General features: G+C 31.0%; 16 protein-coding genes and 1 tRNA gene. 6 read left to right on the forward strand and 11 right to left on the reverse strand.

The window, feature by feature from the left end:
* Window positions 1–27 precede the first annotated feature (27 nt).
* Complete coding sequence (locus CALAG_RS03650) at window positions 28–912, reverse strand: NAD(P)-dependent oxidoreductase (protein ID WP_015232391.1); 885 nt, start codon at window positions 910–912, stop codon at window positions 28–30.
* Between the two features lie 154 nt (window positions 913–1,066).
* On the opposite strand from CALAG_RS03650, the gene CALAG_RS03655 reads away from it, so the two are divergent.
* Together CALAG_RS03655 and CALAG_RS03660 are read left to right on the forward strand one after the other, a co-directional pair.
* The gene (locus tag CALAG_RS03655; protein ID WP_015232392.1) at window positions 1,067–1,813 is read left to right on the forward strand and encodes a 60S ribosomal export protein NMD3; all 747 of its coding nucleotides are present in this window, start codon (window positions 1,067–1,069) and stop codon (window positions 1,811–1,813) included.
* Window positions 1,814–2,219: 406 nt separating this feature from the next.
* Window positions 2,220–4,619 carry a DNA-directed DNA polymerase gene (locus CALAG_RS03660; protein WP_015232393.1) on the forward strand — a complete coding sequence of 800 codons (2,400 nt, stop codon included), beginning with the start codon at window positions 2,220–2,222 and terminating at the stop codon, window positions 4,617–4,619.
* Here the strand turns inward: CALAG_RS03660 and dnaG are convergent.
* From dnaG to CALAG_RS03685, 5 genes are all read right to left on the reverse strand, one after another.
* Window positions 4,611–5,888, reverse strand: a complete 1,278-nt coding sequence (gene dnaG / locus CALAG_RS03665; RefSeq protein WP_015232394.1) for a DNA primase DnaG — start codon at window positions 5,886–5,888, stop codon at window positions 4,611–4,613. The genes CALAG_RS03660 and dnaG overlap by 9 nt on opposite strands.
* Before the next feature lie 149 nt (window positions 5,889–6,037).
* Window positions 6,038–7,114 carry a tyrosine--tRNA ligase gene (locus CALAG_RS03670; RefSeq protein WP_048816722.1) on the reverse strand — a complete coding sequence of 359 codons (1,077 nt, stop codon included), beginning with the start codon at window positions 7,112–7,114 and terminating at the stop codon, window positions 6,038–6,040.
* A gap of 59 nt (window positions 7,115–7,173) precedes the next feature.
* Window positions 7,174–8,430, reverse strand: coding sequence for a UbiD family decarboxylase (locus CALAG_RS03675; RefSeq protein ID WP_157463184.1), 1,257 nt, complete (start codon window positions 8,428–8,430; stop codon window positions 7,174–7,176).
* Window positions 8,415–9,041 carry a hypothetical protein gene (locus CALAG_RS03680; RefSeq protein WP_015232397.1) on the reverse strand — a complete coding sequence of 209 codons (627 nt, stop codon included), beginning with the start codon at window positions 9,039–9,041 and terminating at the stop codon, window positions 8,415–8,417. The genes CALAG_RS03675 and CALAG_RS03680 overlap by 16 nt, the downstream gene beginning before the upstream one ends.
* Window positions 9,042–9,142: 101 nt before the next feature.
* Window positions 9,143–10,096 carry an ROK family protein gene (locus tag CALAG_RS03685; RefSeq protein WP_015232398.1) on the reverse strand — a complete coding sequence of 318 codons (954 nt, stop codon included), beginning with the start codon at window positions 10,094–10,096 and terminating at the stop codon, window positions 9,143–9,145.
* Between the two features lie 166 nt (window positions 10,097–10,262).
* Here CALAG_RS03685 and CALAG_RS03690 point away from each other — a divergent pair, with 166 nt between their 5' ends.
* A complete protein-coding gene (locus CALAG_RS03690) occupies window positions 10,263–12,233 on the forward strand; it encodes an acetate--CoA ligase (RefSeq protein ID WP_015232399.1) in 1,971 nt (656 codons plus the stop codon).
* Between the two features lie 105 nt (window positions 12,234–12,338).
* Complete coding sequence (locus tag CALAG_RS03695; protein ID WP_015232400.1) at window positions 12,339–12,821, forward strand: TrmO family methyltransferase domain-containing protein; 483 nt, start codon at window positions 12,339–12,341, stop codon at window positions 12,819–12,821.
* 421 nt (window positions 12,822–13,242) lie between these two features.
* Here the strand turns inward: CALAG_RS03695 and CALAG_RS03700 are convergent, their stop codons facing one another.
* Both CALAG_RS03700 and CALAG_RS03705 read right to left on the reverse strand, forming a co-directional pair.
* On the reverse strand, window positions 13,243–14,346 hold the full coding sequence (locus CALAG_RS03700; protein ID WP_015232401.1) for a hypothetical protein: 1,104 nt from the start codon (window positions 14,344–14,346) through the stop codon (window positions 13,243–13,245).
* Window positions 14,347–14,380: 34 nt separating this feature from the next.
* Window positions 14,381–14,788, reverse strand: coding sequence for an NfeD family protein (locus tag CALAG_RS03705; protein WP_015232402.1), 408 nt, complete (start codon window positions 14,786–14,788; stop codon window positions 14,381–14,383).
* Between the two features lie 71 nt (window positions 14,789–14,859).
* On the opposite strand from CALAG_RS03705, the gene CALAG_RS03710 reads away from it, so the two are divergent.
* Together CALAG_RS03710 and CALAG_RS03715 are read left to right on the forward strand one after the other, a co-directional pair.
* Complete coding sequence (locus CALAG_RS03710; RefSeq protein ID WP_015232403.1) at window positions 14,860–16,143, forward strand: NfeD family protein; 1,284 nt, start codon at window positions 14,860–14,862, stop codon at window positions 16,141–16,143.
* A gap of 3 nt (window positions 16,144–16,146) precedes the next feature.
* The gene (locus CALAG_RS03715) at window positions 16,147–17,088 is read left to right on the forward strand and encodes an SPFH domain-containing protein (RefSeq protein ID WP_015232404.1); all 942 of its coding nucleotides are present in this window, start codon (window positions 16,147–16,149) and stop codon (window positions 17,086–17,088) included.
* Window positions 17,089–17,420: 332 nt separating this feature from the next.
* Here the strand turns inward: CALAG_RS03715 and CALAG_RS03720 are convergent, their stop codons facing one another.
* The 3 genes from CALAG_RS03720 to CALAG_RS03730 all read right to left on the reverse strand — a co-directional run bounded on the left by CALAG_RS03720 (window position 17,421) and on the right by CALAG_RS03730 (window position 19,341).
* Window positions 17,421–17,948 (reverse strand): DUF4382 domain-containing protein, encoded by a 528-nt coding sequence (locus CALAG_RS03720; protein WP_015232405.1) that lies wholly within the window; start codon window positions 17,946–17,948, stop codon window positions 17,421–17,423.
* Window positions 17,949–18,103: 155 nt separating this feature from the next.
* Window positions 18,104–18,189, reverse strand: a tRNA-Leu gene (locus CALAG_RS03725).
* 429 nt (window positions 18,190–18,618) lie between these two features.
* Window positions 18,619–19,341, reverse strand: a complete 723-nt coding sequence (locus CALAG_RS03730) for a CdvA-like protein (protein WP_015232406.1) — start codon at window positions 19,339–19,341, stop codon at window positions 18,619–18,621.
* Window positions 19,342–19,357: the final 16 nt, after the last annotated feature.

Below are 19,357 nucleotides of genomic sequence, written 5' to 3' on the forward strand. Positions count from 1 at the left end.
GCCAAAGCGATGAGGCATTTGCAAATATTATTTATTAGAATTGCTTATTTTTTTAAATTTTTTTGGATTTATAAAATTAAAAATTTTTGTATAATCTGATTCATTTAAGCCAAAAATATCTGCTTGTTTAAATGTCTGTGCCGAAGTTCTGATTAAGGGTAAAACTAAATTAGCATCAAAGGCTGCTGAGTTCGCATATTCCAAGTCTTTTGCTGCTAAAGAAATTTTAAATGATGTTGGATGATTCTCATTGATAATTCTATCTAAATATTTACCAACAAATTGCTTAAATATTGTATTTTCCATTATTTCTTTTACTTTTTCTTGGCTTATTCCATAGGCATCAGCTAAAGTTAGAGATTCACTTAGTAATTGTATAGATGATATGAGCATAGAGTTATATATTAACTTTGCAATAGAAGCTTTGTAACTTTCTCCTTCTATTTCAATAATTTTTCCAGCCGACATCAATATGCCCATAGAGTATCTTACACAATTCCTTTCTCCTGCAACTAGAAAAATTACATTTCCTTGAATCAAATCATGTGGATTTCCTATTATTGGAGCTTCAACATAACATGCACCAAGTTCTTTTAATTGTTTTGAGGCAACCATGCTTGCCTTCGGAGTAATTGTAGATGAATTTATAAATAATAATCCATCAGATCTCCTCATTTGCGAAATGATATCATATAATGCATTATCATCAGAAACCAATGTAATTGCTACATCGGCATTTTCAATAGCTCTCCATGGTGTTTCATAAACAGTTGCATTTATTTTAGATGCAAGACTTTTTGCTTTATCAATAGTCCTATTCCATAAAAATATTGTAAATCCTGTATTTGCAAGCCTTTCTGCTATCGCACTGCCCATATTCCCTGTTCCTAAAACTGCTATTCTTACTGTCATAAGGGCTACCCATGATATTACTTATAACAATCTGAAATAATTAATGTTTCTAGAAATGTTTTTCATTAAAATTTTTCTTTTTAAATGTTTTATAATGAGTTATTTAATAAAATTAATTAAATTCTAATTAGTATATATAGATAGGAAATAAAAAATGCCGGAAAAAGTATGCCCAGTTTGTGGAAGGTCTAGTAATGAAGTAGAATTTGTTGATAGATTCTGTAGAGATTGTTTTATTAAATATAAAGGTATTGCTAAGATACCTGATAAGGTTGAATTCACATATTGTAATATTTGTGGATCATATAAATATTTGGGTCAATGGGTATCAGGATTAAATTCGTTAGAAGAAACTTTGGATAGCTTTTTGAGAATTTATGTTACTGAAAAGATGAGGCCTGTAAATCCAATAAAAGAGATTTATATAAAAAATATAGAGTTTATGGAATCAAATCAAAATTTTGTGAATGCAAGAATAACAATAGAAGGAATTTATAATAACTTGGTATTAAAAGAAGATAAATTACTAAGTATTCAACTTAATAAAACAATATGCCCAATATGTTCTTCCATTAAAACCCAAAGGGGTTATAATGCTATAATTCAAATCAGAGGATATCTTGGCAAAATTCCTCCAGATCTTTATGCTGAAGTTAAGAGAGAAATTACAGATATCATGAATAGATCAAGGGGAGAAATAATAAAAGTTGAAGAAATGAAAAACAATGGAATAGATCTATACATAAGGGATCATAGTTATGCAAGATCTTTAGCTTTAAAATTTAAACAGGAATATATGGCAAAAACTATCGAGACTTACAAATTGATCGGAGTTAACAAAGATGGTTCAAGGAAAAGTAGACTATACATTTCAGTAAGAATAGGTGAACTATATCATTAAGTAAGGGTAAAGATTTGTCAACTCACACTCTTTTATACTTCTTATTCCGTAGACCTTCAAAGCATAGCAGAGTTTATATCATGAAAACATTGTATTAGTAATAAGAAGAGTTTGTTTTTCACCTAAGATTTATGATTCCAAGTAGATGACCTAGCTTTTCAATCAAGGTATATTTTAGTATTGTGTTTAGTTGATGAGTTAAAAGATGAGAATAAGTTTTTAACTTATAATTCAAATAAATTTATTCGTTTAATAAATTATTATAATAATAATTGATTATAGATCTATTAAATATATAAAATTATCAATTTGTAAATAATAAACAAATCTAAAATTATTTATGTATTTTGCTTGAAACAGTATAGTTTAAGGATTTTAGTTTACTATTTAATAGTGGGGCACTAAGATGGAAAATTTGCTTGCTTTTCAGCTTCTTGACATAAGCTATGATATAGTCAATAATACACCAATTATAACAATATGGGGAAGAGATTCTAATAATAAAAAAGTGTTATTAATAGATAAATCATTTAGGCCTTATTTTTATGTTCTATTAGATGATAAAGTAAATATAGATAGTGTTAAGGAAGATATTCAAAAACTTTCAAAGACTAGAAGTCCCATAGTAGGTATTGAAGAAGTTAATATGAATTATATAGGTAGGCCTGCTAAGGTATTAAAAATAACCACAGTAATTCCCGAAAGTGTCAGGGAATATAGAGAAACAATAGCTAACATAGATGGGGTAAAAGAAGTTTTGGAAGCTGATATAAGGTTTTCATTTAGATATACACTAGACAAAAACCTATATCCAATGAGATGGTATAAGGTAAAAGTTAAAGCAATAGATAACAAATTTAATTATAGAGTTGATGAAATTTATGAGATAGATAGTGATATATTAGAGGATGAAACAAGAATTAATGTTGATCCATTAGAAAATTTAAAAATTATGGCATTTGATATAGAAGTTTATAATCCTCAAAGAACTCCTGATCCAAGCAAGGATCCAATAATACTTATTGCTATAAAATTTAATTATAGCAAGGATCCAATAATACTTGAAGCAAAAGGTCACGATGATAGCCAACTATTGCATGATTTTATTGAACTGATTAGAAAAGAAGATCCAGATATAATTGTAGGATATAATCAAAATAGATTCGATTGGCCATATATAATTGAACGCAGTAAAGTCTATAAAATAAAATTAGATATAGGGAGAAAAGCCGATTCAGCACCCAATCCAAGTGTTTTTGGCCACTATTCGATTCATGGAAGGCTAAATGTTGATCTATATGATTTTGCTGAAGAGCTACAAGAAATCAAATTTAAATCATTGGATGAGGTAGCTGATTATTTGGGGGTTATGCCTAAAGATAAAAGAGTTAACATAGACTGGTGGCTTATAGCACAATATTGGGATAATATGGATAAAAGAAGCACATTAAAGCAATATGCTATAGACGATGTAGAATCAACTTTAGGCCTTGCCTATAAATTCTTGCCTTTTGGGGCTCAATTAAGCATAATAAGCGGACTACCAATGGATCAAGTAGTTGCAGCAAGTGTTGCATTTAGATTAGAAGCAAGACTTATGAGGGAAGCAAAGAAGAAAAATGAGTTAATGCCCAACAGGATTGAAAGAAATATAGAAACATATATAGGAGCAGTTGTTTTAAAGCCAGAACCTGGAATACATGAAAATGTAGCAGTTCTTGACTTTGCAAGTATGTATCCAAGTATTATGGTTAAATATAATATTGGACCTGATACTTTATTAAAAGATGGAGAAAATTGTAAAATAAGAAATAGAGCGCCAGAAGTAAATCATGAGTTTTGTTTTGATAGGCCTGCATTTATGAAGATGGTATTAGAAAGATTTTTAAAATGGAGAAGCGAAACTAAGAAGGCAATGAAATTATATAAAGAAGGATCTCCAGAATATAATTTATTGAATGAAAGACAGAAAGCAATAAAGGTTTTAGCAAATGCTAGTTATGGCTATCTTGGATGGGGGGCCGCAAGGTGGTATTGTAGGGATTGCGCAGAAGCAATAACAGCATGGGGTAGAGATTTAATATCAAATACAATAAACTTTGCAAAATCTATAGGATTAAAGGTTTATTATGGAGATACTGATAGCGTTTTTGTTGATAATGATGAAGATAAAATAAATAAATTAATTAATTGGATAACTAATGAACTAGAGTTTGATATTAAGGTTGATAAAGTATATAAGAGAATATTCTTTACAGAAGCAAAGAAAAGGTATGCGGGATTATTGGATAATGGAAAAATAGATATTGTAGGATTTGAAGCCGTTAGAGGAGACTGGAGCGATTTGGCTAAAGAAGTACAATCAAATATTGCAGAGCTCATATTAAAAACAGGTGATCCTAAGAAAGCAATAGAATATATAAAAAGCATCATTGAAAGTCTTAAGAAAGGTGAAATACCTCTTGATAAATTAATTATTTGGAAAACTTTGACAAAAGAAATTAACGAATATGAGGCAGAAACCCCTCATGCTTATGCAGCAAAGCTAATGGAGAAAATGGGTTATAAAATAACACCAGGAAGTAAAGTTGGATTTGTAATAATAAAAGGCCCTGGTTCTATATCTAAAAAGGCAAGACCATATTTTATGATTAAAGAATCAGACATAGATACAAATTATTATATTGACAAACAAATTATCCCCTCTGCTCTAAGAATACTTAGTTATTTTGGAATAACAGAAAAAGATTTGAAGGTTGGGACAAAACAACCTTCATTATTTGATTTTTTAGGTGACTCACGTTAAATCGCTAAAAGTTGCGAATTTTACATCTCCTCTTTTAGATGATATTTTGCTTCCTATTCTAGCACCGATAAGCAATACAATTCCTTTTTCTCCTGCTAAATCTAGAATTCTTTGAGTTATAATACCATCAAATATTATTGCATACGCAGAATTTTGCTGAGCCGTGTCTAGCCATGTAAATAGATCTCTTACTTTTATTCTAGTTATTTCTTTCCAGTCCCTATCATAGATTATTGCTTCTAAAGTACCCTTAATGTTTTTTATATTATCTATAACCTGTTTTGGAACTACTAATTGTGAAACTAATTCATGTTTTTGCTCTACTTTTTCTTCTTGCACTACTTGTTGACTTGGTGTTTCTGGCTGTACAATTTCTTCCTTCTTTTCAATTTTTTGAGTTTCAGGAAGTGTTTGTTCATGTGCTGCCTCTGCTTCTTCCTTAGTTTCTTTTATACTTAGGAGTTGTTGTTTAACTGCTTCAGCTGGCATCATTTGTGATAATGCCCTCGCAATTTCTTTGCCAGTTAATTGCTCAACTTCCATATCTTTTGGTGCTCTAGCAACGTAGTCTACATGAACCTGGTCTAGTAGATTTTTTAATATGAGGTCTCCACCTCTATCTCCATCTACAAATGCTATTACTTTTTTGTTTTTTGCCAGTTCAACTATTGTCTGAGGTACTTTCTCTCTAGCACCTTCTAGCGCAACAGTATTTGTATAGCCATATTTCATTAAATTAATTACATCAGCCCTCCCTTCTACGATAATTATTGTATCTGCTTTCTCTACATCAGGACCAGCTGGCAGTCTTTCTTCTCCAATTTCTATCACTTTAGCTTGGACTTCGGGTTTTTGTGATATTTCTCTCAAAATCTCTTTTATATCAGGTTCTTGTTCTTTTACTCTTTGTAATAATTGTCTAGCTCTTTCAACTATTTTTTGTAGTTTTTCTATCCTCAGATCTTGTATATCATCTATTGTTATCCTACTAGTGTATGGGCCTACTCTATCAACGCTTTCAATCATGGCCGCTAATAAAACGGTTTCTACTCTATCTAAATTGCTCGGAATTTGCAATATACCTACTGATTTCGTTCCTTGGTATTTCATATCAATATGTACTCTGCCTATTTTATCTTTATTTTGTAATTGTTCTAAGTTAAACTCACTTCCTAGCAATCCTTCAGTTTGCCCAAATACTGCTCCAATTACATCGTGTTTGTCAACTCTACCGTCAACCTCGAACGAAGCTTTAATTAAATACTTCACTTTTTGCACCCTTTTTGGAGGTATACCAGATTGGAGGTATACCAGAAATATGATTTGCTGGTATACCTCAGTAGGGCTATCTCGCCCCATTCACCAATATTGCTATTTCTCTCAGAGCATATAAATTTATAAAAATTTTTAATTAAAAATTATCTTGTTATTCCTTTTAAGATCTCTTGAGCTAATTCTTTTATATCATCTTTTTCAAATAATTTTCTAACAGGCTTTAACATTTCTATTAATGAGTTAGCTGTTGCTGTTTTTAAATCAAGAGGATGAACCTTTCCATTAGCATACTCATTTTCTAATTCATTGTATTTTTCAAATATAATTGTTCCACCATATTTTTCAGGTCTTTCTATAACAAGCTTAAAACCGTTTTGGGGAAATAGAAGATATTTGTTTATATCTAATATGGGATTAAATTCCGTTTGTCTTGGAGGACAATATGCATTCATTATTTTATTCTTTATATCTTCTTCACTGTCATTAACAAATATTGCAGTATTTGGTTTTGACTTGCTCATTTTATAGCTTGCAGCTTGTTCATCTATTTCTCCAGTCTCCATTCTTTTGCCTCCATCTAAGCCTGTCAATATTGGCGTATGCAATCCAATTGGTTTCTTTGCATTAATTTTTTCTGCAATTTCCCTTGCCAAAACATGTGCTTTCCTTTGATCTAAGCCACCTAATGCTATATCTAAATCCATGTATATTATATCGCTAACCTGCATAGCTGGGTAAATTAATTTTGATGTATCTAAATCCGCTTCATCCATATTTCTACCCATTATTGTTAAAGCCCTCTTCATTCTAGCTAGGCTTGTCATTTTCATTACTTTTATTACCAGTGCCCAATAATCTTTATCTCTAGCCATTTTTTCTGCATCAACAAAATTTATCTTATCAACCTGTACGTTTAATGCCTTCATAACATCTCTAGTTAATCTTGCAGCTTTTCTAATGAGCTCCATGTTACCTCCTAGTTTATCGTTTATCATTGCATGCCATGTAGCCTCAAGCAAATTAAATTCGACACCTGCATCAATTAAATCCTTTACCTTATTCATCCATACGATCCATCCTAGATGGGGTAAACCGCTCGGCTCGAAACCCAAGTATCCTTTCATTTTGATTCCATTTTCTATTTTCTCTTTTAATTCATTTTCAGTTAACACTTCTGCTAAATTTTTCTTTATTAATTCAAATTTCTCATAGGCATCCAAAAATTTTTGCACCTCTCTTATTTTCATATTTGTTATTATTAGAAGTTAAATAAAAATTTTTAAGGTATTTTGGCTCTCTCGAACTCAATACCCCCATTTATTGGTTTTGTTGCATCAATACCCATTTTTGATGTTAAACCATCTTTAGCGCTAGGATCAAGGGTTGAACCTCTTGCATTATTTACAATTACCAAGTTTTTATCTGCTTGAAATCTTGTTGCTATGGCCCACTCAACATCATTGATATCATATATATTGATATCAGGGTCTACAACAACTACATGTTTTAAGCTTGGATGAGCAGAAAATGCTGCTAATATGGCATTTTTTGCATCTCCATCATGATTTTTTTCTATAGAAATTATTGCATGTAACCACCCTCCACTATTATAGGTGAGGTTAACGCCATGGACCTTCGGAACTACTTTAGATACTGCATTATATATACTAGCTTCTCTTGGAAATCCCATTAATACAGCATGCTCATATCCACCTGGTAAAATAATATGACTGGTTTCATCAGGATTTACATAAACCTTATTTGCAATTAGTATTGGTTGCTTTCTTACTTTATCATATCCCCCCATAGCTTCAACAAATGGTCCTTCGTCAGCCATTTTTTCAGATATGAAGCCTTCAATTATAGCCCCAGTTCCATAGGGTATAGGATTTTTATGAATTGGAGAATTATAAACCTCAAGACTTCCCAAAATGTTTGAAGCAGCTTCTAATTCAAAGTATCCTAAAGGTGGAGAATGAGAGGATGCTAAAACTATAGCTGGATGAACACCAATAATAACGGTAACTGGAAGCATTTCTCCATGCTTTAAAGCTTCATTGTATAAATAATATAGATGTCTTGGAACTATTCTAACAGCTGCCTCTTTTTCATTTAATAGCATTATTCTATGTATGCTTGCATTACATATACCTTCATAGCAAGATATTATTATAGAACTGGTTAAATAATATCCTCCATCTTTTTCGTAAAATTTAACGAAAGGTAGATCTTTTAGGCTACCTTCTTTTAATTTTGGTTCTCCAACAAATTTTAATTCACCCTTTTTTGAAAAAGAATCCAATAATTTGTTATATGCTTCTTCAACATTATTAACATGCAAAGCCTTTAATACCTTTTCTTTAGAATCAACGACATTACCTGAACTTATTTGCATTACATTTTCTACATGAAAAGTTTGTGCGGTTTTTGATCCCTGTTTTGATTTTAAAATTTTAGATACCTCAAAGTCTCTAGATAATTTTCCGCAATATTCGCTACCAACTTCATCAATAAATCTCATTAATGATCCATCCAATTTCTACTCCCTCTCAAAGCTATAACCATAGCGGATCTTACATCTTTATCCTTAAATATCTTGAATATAGGAGTTTTTGGCATGTTTTTTGCCACATCATCTTCCCTTACTATTTTATATGAAAGACCATTTTTTATGAGAGAATTTCCTGCGGTTATCCAGCCTTCACCAGAACCAAGTATTACTTCCTTATTAATATGAGGAATTTTTTCTAATTCCTTCTTAATTGTATTACCTATGGTATTGCAGGAGACTTTACCTTCACCTATAATTAATCCATCCCCTAAAATTACATAACCACATGAAATGCCTGGGTCTATCCCAACTATTACATGATCAAATTTACTTTTTGGATAAACTATTGCTTTGAATAATGCGACTTCTGGATCTTCTTCGTATATTACATTTTTAAGGTGTTCTATGTTTTTATAATACACATCATATTCTGGCGTATTTTTTAATGGAGATATTATTACACTAGTTTCAGAATTTATGTAGTCATTAATTATTATTATTCCTTGTTTTTCAAGAAGTTCTTTTTTACTTTTTATAATCTTTATAGCCTTATAATCTCCCCTTAGGCACATTATTATTCTATTTGTCGAATTCATACACCTCTATCATCTTCATTTATTTAATAACAAATAAGAAGTTAATTAATTTTTATACTTAAAAATTCCTCGAAATAAGATATTTATAATTAAAATTTTAATTATAAATTAAACTTCTTTATTTGAGATGGAGGATTTATTGCAATACTCGCAGCCCCATATAATACCTGGTCATCACCAAATGTGCACATCTTTATTTCTGGAACTCCCAACGCACTAAACATGGGTATGTATTTAATTAAATATGGCTTTATAAGATCCTCATTATAAAGGTAAATACTACCTCCTATGTATATAACTTCAGGATCATATGCGGCTATTATATTTGATATACCAGCAGCATGTATTATGTTTAAGAAATCTACTAAAGACTTGGAAAATTCATCATTTTTTCTCGCTAAATCATAGAGTTTTTCTGGAGTCAAATTGTTTTCTTTGGCTAAAAAATATCCTTCAGATTCTTTACCTTTCCATTCATTTGCAAACTCTTTAGCAACCTTAGGTATATTTTTGCCTCCTGCATATGCTTCCCAATGACCTATCTTACCACAACCACAAACTAAATTTGAATCAAATTTAACTAGGCTATGACCCATTTCATGTGAATTACCTCTTCTACCTACGATTAAATTTCCATCAATTATTGCCCCAACTCCAATGCCTGAGCTCATAGTAATATATACTAAATCATTTTTATTCTTTGCATCTCCAAGGATTTTTTCAGCCCATACTGCAGCCATGGCATCATTTGCTATATATACATCTTTATGGAATTCATTAACTAGAGGGTCTCTTAAAGGAATATTTTTAAGGCCTAAATTTGGTGCAAGCTCTATAATTCCTTTCTTTAAATTCAATGGTCCTATTGTTCCAATACCAATAGATTGAAAGTCCCTATTTGGGGATAACTCATTTATCATCTTTATTATTGATTTTGAAATTGAGTTTGGATCATCTCTAGGAGTTTTTACTTTTATTTCGTTAATTTTAGAATTATTTTCGAATAATGCCACCCTCAAATTTGTTGCTCCTATATCAATTGCTATTACCTTCATATTTTTCTCCTAGAAAAATTGGTTTAGATTAGATTTTAAAAACAATTGTGATATAATTTTTTATTTTTATTAAAATTAGTTTTTAATATATATATTCGACAATAAAAGTTTAAGTATTCATCTAAGAATACAATTTAGTGGTAAAAAAGTGGAGTTGGTGATCTAAATGTCGGAAGAATCCCAAAAAGAAAAGGAATTGATATTGATTCCACCTTTGGTAAAATATTTATCCCAATTGGCAGAAAAAGATCCTATAGCATTTTGGGAAAAAATTGCATTAGAAAATACAAAGTATATATATTGGAAAAAGATGTGGGAGAAAACATTTGAGTGGGGTAAAAATGGTGAGCCATATAAATGGTTTATTGGAGGAATAACAAACACGGAATATAGCCACATCGATTTTCAGATAGAAAAGGGTTATGGCAATAAGGCTGTTTATATCTATGAAAATCCAGAAATTGGTGTAACAAAGACTTACACTTTTTCACAATACAAAAATATTGTAGACAAATATGCAGCAGCCATGAGAGGTATTGGCATTAAAAAAGGCGATAGAGTATTAACTTACATGTCAACAAGGCCTGAATCTGTAGCCGTACTTCATGCTGCTGCAAGAATTGGAGCCATACACTCAAGCGTCTATGCTGGCTTTTCTGCTAAGGCTTTAGCTGATAGGATTGATGGTGTTGAGTCCGAATGGGTATTCGTTCAGGATTATAACATGAGGAGAGGAAAGCTTTCAAATTTAAAGCAGATAGTAGATGATGCTTTAAAAATGGTAAAGACAAAGGTAAAGAAGGTAATTGTTTTAAAAACTGGTTATTCAAATCAAGATGTTGGCATGGAAAAGGGAAGAGATATATATTTTGATGAATTTTTAGACTATTATAAAAATGGATCAAGTGATGTGGAATGGATGGAATCTAATGAGCCCATATTTATAACTCCGACATCGGGAACTACAGCAAAACCTAAGCCTGTCGTTCATAAACATGGTCCATTTCAGAATCATGTTGTGACTATGGCAAGGTGGATTTATGATTTAAAGCCCAGCGATACTTGGTTTATAACAAGTGATGTAGGATGGCAGGCAGGAATTAGCTATATGGTTTGGGGAGTGCCAATATTTGGGGTTCCCAGCATTTTATATGATGGTGTACCTGATTATCCTAAACCTGATATGTGGTGGGAGGTAATTGAGAAAAACAAGGTTACAAAAGTTTGGTTTTCACCAACTGCGATAAGACTTTTAATGAAATATGGTACAGACTATGCTAAAAAACACGATTTATCAAGTTTAGAAGTAATATTTAGTGCGGGTGAACCACTAAATCCAACCCCTCTAAAATGGTTGATGTATGATGTATTAGAAGGTAGGGTGCCTGTAATAGATCATTATTGGCAAACAGAAACTGCTGGCCCTATAGTAGGAAATACGTATGGGATTAAAATGATGCCTATAAAAATAGGAAGCGCAGGAATACCATTGCCAGGAATATTAGGAGAAGTAGTAGATGAAAATACTGGTAAACCAGTAAAACCCGGGGAGAAAGGTGTATTAGTTATTAAGCAACCCTTCCCAGGCTTTACATCTGAACTATGGAAAGATCAAGAAAGATATTGGAAATCATATTGGGAAGCAAATCCAAATCTTAAGGGTATGATATATACTGGAGATGCAGCAATGGTAGATGAGGATGGCTATATTTGGTTTATGGGAAGAGCGGATGATGTAATAAAAATTTCAGCTCACAGAATAGGTACATTTGAGCTCGAGAGCGCGTTAGTTTCTCATCCATCAGTTGCTGAAGCAGCGGTAGTAGGGGTTCCCGATCCTCTTAGAGGAGAGGTTGCTATCGGATTTGTTGTATTGAAGGAAGGTTATAAGCCTACAGAAGAATTAAAGAAGGAATTAATTGAACATACCAGAAAAACATTTGGACCAATTGCAGTTTTTCAGACTATAGAAATTGTAAAATCTTTGCCGAAAACAAGAAGCGGAAAAATTATGAGAAGGGTTATTAGAGCAGTTTATTTAAATCAACCCCTAGGTGATGTTTCCACATTAGAAGATGAGGCATCAGTAGAAGAAATTAAGAAGGCTATAGAACAATTTAAGAAAGAGATTTTGTAAATTAATTATTTTTTTAATTTGTTAATTGATAATATAGTTATATTTTTTTCAAAATCTATAAAAACATTTATAGTTTAGTATTTTGTAATATTATAGGAATTTAGTATGAGAAATTCACAAATTGTTTTAAAACCAATAGGAGAAGTAATAAATGATCATAGTGACGAAGAAGTTAGAAATTCATTATTTGGAGTTCATGGCAAAATTTTGATTTATGATGATTATAAAGATGGAATATGCTGCCTTGAAGGTTTTTCTCATATAATTGTTATTGGTTATGCCCACAAATTGAAAGAAGAAGATAAGAAAGTGTTAAAAGTAAGATTAAGGAAAATTGAGAGATTATATAATATACAAACACCTGAAGTAGGAGTATTTTCCTCTGGATCTCCTGCAAGACCTAATTTACTTATAGTAAGTATTTTGAAATTAATAAATATAAACAATAATGTGTTGGAAGTTGATAATTTAGATATGTATGATAAGACTCCCATACTAGATATAAGACCATTTACCATTGAAAGAATTCCACAGGAAGAAATTAAGGTACCAGAATGGTATGAAAAAATATTTAATAAAAACAAGTAATAGGTGAACATTTGTTGTTTAATTAAACCAGTCTGTTTAGGATATAATATTTCATCCTCTTCGCAAGAGACCCCGTCCGTTAGGGCAAGGAGTGCACCACAAATAAATATAATGTCTACGCACATATAAAGTTGAGGAATGTTTCCTCATGGAGGGATGCATCACTAATACAATAATAGAAATCATAAATAGTCCATGCCTTATTAAGTTATGGGTCGGGGATACGTAAACACCCTAAAGGAGGAATGAAGGTATACCGTGAAGGGTAATAGAAACACTAAAGCCCCGTCCATGAGAGCGGGGTAGTTTACTGGAATAAGATAGATTTAAAGTAAATGAATTTGTAATTATGGTAATATTTTTCTTTAATTTTGTCTTTTATATCCTAAAAAGGTACATAGCTATGAGAATTTTCACATTCTTAACTATTGATTAAAGATAGAGGTATAGGTTCTTTTGATGGCTTTACAATTAATACTAAAAATACTATAGCCAATACTAAAAATAAAAATGCTACATGCATGTCAAATGGCCAAATTAATGCTGCAACAACTATTAGAATGTAAGGTAACAAAGAATATCTTCTGGCAGAAGTCCATCTTAAGATCACAGGTAGCATTAATGGCGCATGAATAAATATATGAATTCCTACAAATCCTATTATTAATAAATGGATGAAATCTAAAAGCGTAATTATATTAAAATAAAACAATATAGATGAAATTAATAATACTATTGAATATAGAGCTGATATAGCTTGTCCATAGAGGAGATATAATGTACCTGCTTTAGCATATACATTTGTTGTATTTAGTGCAAAATCACTATATTTTTTATATCTGAAAATATTTATCGATAAATAAAATACTATTATTGAAATTGAAAATAAAATGACGGATATTTTAAAATAATATTGATAAATCAGGGTTGAAATTGTTTGCAAAATAAAAAGAAGATAAACTAATAGTTCATTAGGCTTATCTTTAAAAGTATTGGGAAATGAGTGTATTGTTACTGAATAAATTAACGATATTGCATAAACAAATATAAATCCTATAGCTATTTCAAAAACATTTTTTGTATTATTCAAGATTAAAAATATTGCTGATAATATACCAGTATAACCGATTAATGCAACAGATAATCTTATATCACCTTTTGGTCTTGTTGCATTAATCAGATTTACTATCCCAAAATACAATAATGAGATTACTAAAAAGTATATTTTATTTGTAATAATTGTTACAATGCTTAAGACTAAAACAAGAAGAGCTGATGATATTTGTAAAAATAATATGATAGGAGCTAAATTATCATTTGGCTTTAATGATGACGAAGAATAGGAAATTGAAACACCTGTAATAAAAATAGGTAAAAATATTAGTAGCATAATTTTAGCATGCCATAAATTAAATCCTCTAGTTATTATGTATAAAGCAATTATCAATGCTATTAATGAAATGTAAACCATTATCATGCTTATTTCATGAACAATTTTCATAATTTTACTATAATTTGGTTTCATAATAATCCCATTATGTTTATAATTCTATAGGATTTTAAGGCTTTCTCTTGACCTTTAGATAAATTCCTTCAACACTTATTACCTCAACTTCACTGTTTTCATCTATTTCCTCATCACTCTTAGCAGACCAAAGTTGATCTGATATTTTAATTACACCTGGATTATTTGGTAATATTCTCTTTATTACTACACCTGTTTTACCAATTAGAGTAGTCACTGTTGGATTAATTGGCATTATGATTTCTGAAGATTTAACTATTATAATAATTATAGCTACAACTGCAAACAATATTGATAAGAACAAATAAAATCCATTATGATTATATTTATATACAACTGCAAACAATATTGATAAGATTATCAATAAAATTATAATTGAAATGCTTCCGACTCCCCATCTTATTTTAGAGAAAAAACCTACATTATTTTCATTTGAATTCATTTCGTTCCATCCATATTTTCAAAATATATTTTTATAGCTTTTAAATTTTATTTTATAAATAGGGTATTAAGATGGAAAAAAACATAAAATATATATTAGTTTTGATAATGATTATAGGATTGATTTTATCGATTCATATGGTTATATCAAAAAGTGCTACCAATAAAAAACCAATTGTAATAGTCAATTTTAATGTCCCAGTTGATATAGGTTCAAGTGATATGATGCAAAGAGCCTTAACAATAGCAGAATCATATAATGCATCTGCTATTGTAATAGTTATGAATACTCCTGGAGGTTATTTAAATGATATGATTAATATTGTTAATACAATAGAAGAAGCAAATAAGTCTGGAATTCCAACATATACTTATGTTCCACCCAATAGTTTAGCTGCTTCAGCTGGTAGTTATATTGCTATGGCAACAAATCAAATTATTATGGGAACAGGTTCCGAAATAGGCCCTTCAACTCCTATAGTTGTTGGTGGTACACCTTTAGAACAAAATCATACAGAGGATGCAATGATTAGCTTCATGCAAAGTCTTGCAGAAAAATGGGGTAGGAATGTTACTGCAGCGACAAATATGGTATTATATGATATAGCTTATACATCACAACAAGCATATCAATATCATTTAATAAACGGCATTTCTGATTCTTTTAATTCAGCATTAGAAACATGGAATTTGAGCAGCAATCCTCAAATTACTATAAGCGAAAATTTTTATGAGCAATTTTTAAGCGCAATAAGTAATTCAACTGTTGATGGAATTTTAATGACTTTAGGAGTGCTAGCAATTTTATTGGATTTATATCATCCTACGATAATTTTAACTATTATAGGAATAATAGCTATTATACTAGGTTTAATAGGAGCAGAAATAATAAATGCCTCAATATTAGGGATAACTCTAATCATAATAGGAGCAGCTATAATGATATTGGAGCTTAAATCAGGTCATGGATTTGCCCTAATGGGGGGCATGATTGTTTCGGCAATTGGGATTTACTTTATGGCTGAAGGTATACCATATATAGGTGCCGGAGTACCAAATGGTTATTTGTCTCAACTTGAAATAACTGGAACTGGAGCTGTTGGAATTATAGCAGGTCTATATATAAGATGGGTTTTAGGCCCATTAAGGAGAAAAGAAAAATTAGCAGGGCCTGAATCTTTAATAGGTAAAAAAGCAGTTGTTATTTCTCCATTAAATCCAGAAGGAGAGGTAAGAGTAGAGGGAATTATATGGAGGGCGCATTGTGATTCATGTAATGCCAACGTTGGAGATACAGTTGAAATAGTTAAAATAGAGGGTTTGAAATTAATTGTCAGGAAAGTAGAAAATCGTTGATTAATGGGAAATTTATTTTATATATTATTAATAAAATATACATTTTTAAACTTTCAAAACTTAATTATTATCGAGGCGAAAAATTTGGTAAATTTGGCTTTATTAGCAATTGAGATTTTTATAGCTTTAATAGTTATAATAATACTATTAAGTGGTATTAAAGTAGTAAAAGAATGGGAAAGGATTCCTGTATTGGTTTTAGGTAGATTTAGAGGGTTAAAAGGACCAGGTATAGTTTATGTTATACCTTTAATTTCTCAAATACCTTTTAGAATATCAACTAGATTACAGGCCTTAGCGTTTAGAACAGAACAGTCTTTAACTAAAGATAATGTACCCGTTATTGTTGATGCAGTAATGTATTATCAACCAGTAGATTTACAAAAAGTTGTTTTATCTGTTGAGAATTATAATGTAGCAACACAACTAGCTGCTGAAACAACCCTAAGGGAAGTTATAGGGCAAACTGTTTTAGATGAATTATTAGCTGAAAGAGATAAGGTTGCAGCATTAGCAAGAAATATAATTGATAGCAAAACAGAAGCATGGGGTGTAAAGGTAACCGCTGTAGAAATTAGAAATGTAGAAATACCTCATGATTTAGTAGAAGCAATGTCAAGGCAAGCACAAGCTGAAAGAGAGAGGAGGGCTAGAGTTACTCTTGCGGAGGCTGAGTATGAAGCAGCCCAAAAAATGGTAGAGGCAGCAAACCTATACAAAGATCATGATGAGGCATTTATGTTAAGGTGGATGAATATGATATATGAATTAGGGATGGAAGGTAAAAACACATTAATGCTAATACCAGTTAACTTACCTGCAGCAGGACCAACTTCTGGTTCTCCATTAGGTGTATTTGGAATACAGAAAATGCAAGAATTGATGCAAACTCAGCAAACTCAACAATCCCAGCAAACCAAGCAACAGGGAGAGCAAAAGGGCTAATTAATTTAAATTAGCTTTATATTAAAAATTTATATTAATTAATAACTTTGTTTAATTTAATCATGTCAGTTTTTTGCAAGTTAGTAGAAAGCCTAGATCCTTCTATATGTGTATGTGGGAAAACGTTTTACTAATATTAATTCTATACTCGATTGATAAGATAGATCAACTGATATAGCCAGGCCGTACTCTGCCAAAGGAATATAGGATATGGGAGAGTTCTCTACATCTTACGCTCTCATAAGAGGAGTACAACATGCATCATGAGAGTAATGGGGAACCACTAAAGGAATTTTTATGGTATAAAGAAACACAAAGAAAAAATATTTAGATTAGCTTGGAGGGGTATTTGATGCCGATGCAATAATCAAAGGTCTTAATATATAACTGCCATTTCCTGTTAATGTTACATGCGGTCCTATACTTATTGTTAAGTATTCAGTCCCACCTGGTTTTATATCTAGTCCACCAATAATTGGTACCTTAAATACGTTACTCGGTAATGTTGCAGATACATTAAAATTGTTTGCTAATGTAATTGTTACCGATTGAACAACAAACCTTACTTCAGTATAATTTCCTGGAGGCATGTTTGCTGATGTAATTAATTGTGGAGTAGATGATAAGGATACAGTTTCCGTCTTGTTTGATATTGTGATCCATCCCTTTGTTGAGTGGGCTTGAATAGATGTAATTGTAAAGTAAATATTTACAAAGCTTGTGTTTCCTGGGTCACTTAAATAAACATAAACCTTTCCGCTAGGCCCATAGTAATAGTAATATAATCCAGCTACAAGCCCTATAACTATTATAATAATAACTATTCCTAATATAGCACCTTTACCTATTCCTCTCTGCAATTTATCACCTACTAAATAATGATATAATTAATAAAGCTAATATACTTATATAAAATAATAAGAAATTTTTATATTAATTAAATATTATTGGAAATATCTTTTTATTATTTTTATCATATGTATTGTTTTCTATGCTTAGTTTATTGTAAAAACAATGCGGGGGGTGGGATTTGAACCCACGCAGGCCTACGCCAACGGGTCTTGAGCCCGTCCCCTTTAGGCCAGGCTCGGGCACCCCCGCGCACATTTAAACTATATTATATAACTAGGGAATAAATCTTCTGCTTTTTGTTAACTATATTAATAAAGATTAACTCTTATTTTATATGAAGATTTTTCATTTATGATATCACATAGAAATCCCTTCTCTGAGGAGTTAGTAAATCATAAAATAATAGTTGGTAAAAGAATATAAATCATGGAATTTTTCCCAAAAGGATGTCTTCTTGAAATCATAGAAAGCTAAACTAGCTCATGTCTTAATGAGAAATATGTCTGAGTTGTAAACATCCCAAAGAGGAAATGAATGTGTATCGTGAAGGGTATTATAAACTACAACTTTCATCCAAAAGATGTTTTGGTTTACTAGAAGAAGTTTACAGTATCAAATAAATTAAATTCTGATAATGAAATAAATTTTAAATTTTATCTAAAAATTATTATTTTAAAATTAACCTTGTATCTTCACTATGAGAGATCCTTGATTTGATTGTGGAACTTGAGATATCTTGTTTTCTTCACTTTCTTTTGGTTTTACAACTTCTTTGTTTTCAGTAAATGTAAGCTGTATTGTTTTATCTAATTTCTCCAAATACTCCTTAGCATTTCTTTTTTCCTCGCTTATTGATTCTTTTAGTTTCCTCAAGTGATTCATGCTCTGTGTATAACCTTTTTCTCCAACTTCTCCGCTAAAATATGATATCTCGATTGTTGCTATTGCTTTAGCTACTTTAAGCTCTTCATCCTCAATTTCTCCAACCCTTCCATTTATTATTTTCTTAACTTCATCAGCCTTAATTCTTAATGCTTTTATTTCTTCTTCAAGTCTTCTTTTCATTGGTTCTACAACACTGCTTGGTAGATCATTCTGTCCACTTATTGTGTCCAATGCCTTTCTTCTTTTATATGCTCTATCTAAGTTTTCTATTATTCTGCTTGCCTCGAATTTCCAATTTGGTATAACGACTAATTTGCCGTCATGGATTTTTATCCTTTCTCCTTCAATTGTCTCCAAGTATCTATCAGCAACTTTAATGGTAACACTTTCAACTCTTCCATCAACAGAACTCTGCACACTTATTATAGTACCTAAAATTCTACCGTATTCATCATTTATGTCGTCCCCAGTATATCTTGAGATCTCGTCTATTTTTAGGATCGCCAATGTAGACACCAGTTTTTAATTAACA

This window comes from Caldisphaera lagunensis DSM 15908, from assembly GCF_000317795.1.
Lineage (GTDB): Archaea > Thermoproteota > Thermoprotei_A > Sulfolobales > Acidilobaceae > Caldisphaera > Caldisphaera lagunensis.

Coding starts and splice junctions, on each gene's coding strand:
- CALAG_RS03695 (WP_015232400.1), top strand. CDS start 12,339: ATGAGAAATTCACAAATTGTTTTAAAACCAATAGGAGAAGTAATAAAT.
- CALAG_RS03655 (WP_015232392.1), top strand. CDS start 1,067: ATGCCGGAAAAAGTATGCCCAGTTTGTGGAAGGTCTAGTAATGAAGTA.
- CALAG_RS03715 (WP_015232404.1), top strand. CDS start 16,147: ATGGGAAATTTATTTTATATATTATTAATAAAATATACATTTTTAAAC.
- CALAG_RS03660 (WP_015232393.1), top strand. CDS start 2,220: ATGGAAAATTTGCTTGCTTTTCAGCTTCTTGACATAAGCTATGATATA.
- CALAG_RS03700 (WP_015232401.1), bottom strand. CDS start 14,346: ATGAAACCAAATTATAGTAAAATTATGAAAATTGTTCATGAAATAAGC.
- CALAG_RS03650 (WP_015232391.1), bottom strand. CDS start 912: ATGACAGTAAGAATAGCAGTTTTAGGAACAGGGAATATGGGCAGTGCG.
- CALAG_RS03705 (WP_015232402.1), bottom strand. CDS start 14,788: ATGAATTCAAATGAAAATAATGTAGGTTTTTTCTCTAAAATAAGATGG.
- CALAG_RS03685 (WP_015232398.1), bottom strand. CDS start 10,096: ATGAAGGTAATAGCAATTGATATAGGAGCAACAAATTTGAGGGTGGCA.
- CALAG_RS03710 (WP_015232403.1), top strand. CDS start 14,860: ATGGAAAAAAACATAAAATATATATTAGTTTTGATAATGATTATAGGA.
- CALAG_RS03680 (WP_015232397.1), bottom strand. CDS start 9,041: ATGAATTCGACAAATAGAATAATAATGTGCCTAAGGGGAGATTATAAG.
- CALAG_RS03690 (WP_015232399.1), top strand. CDS start 10,263: ATGTCGGAAGAATCCCAAAAAGAAAAGGAATTGATATTGATTCCACCT.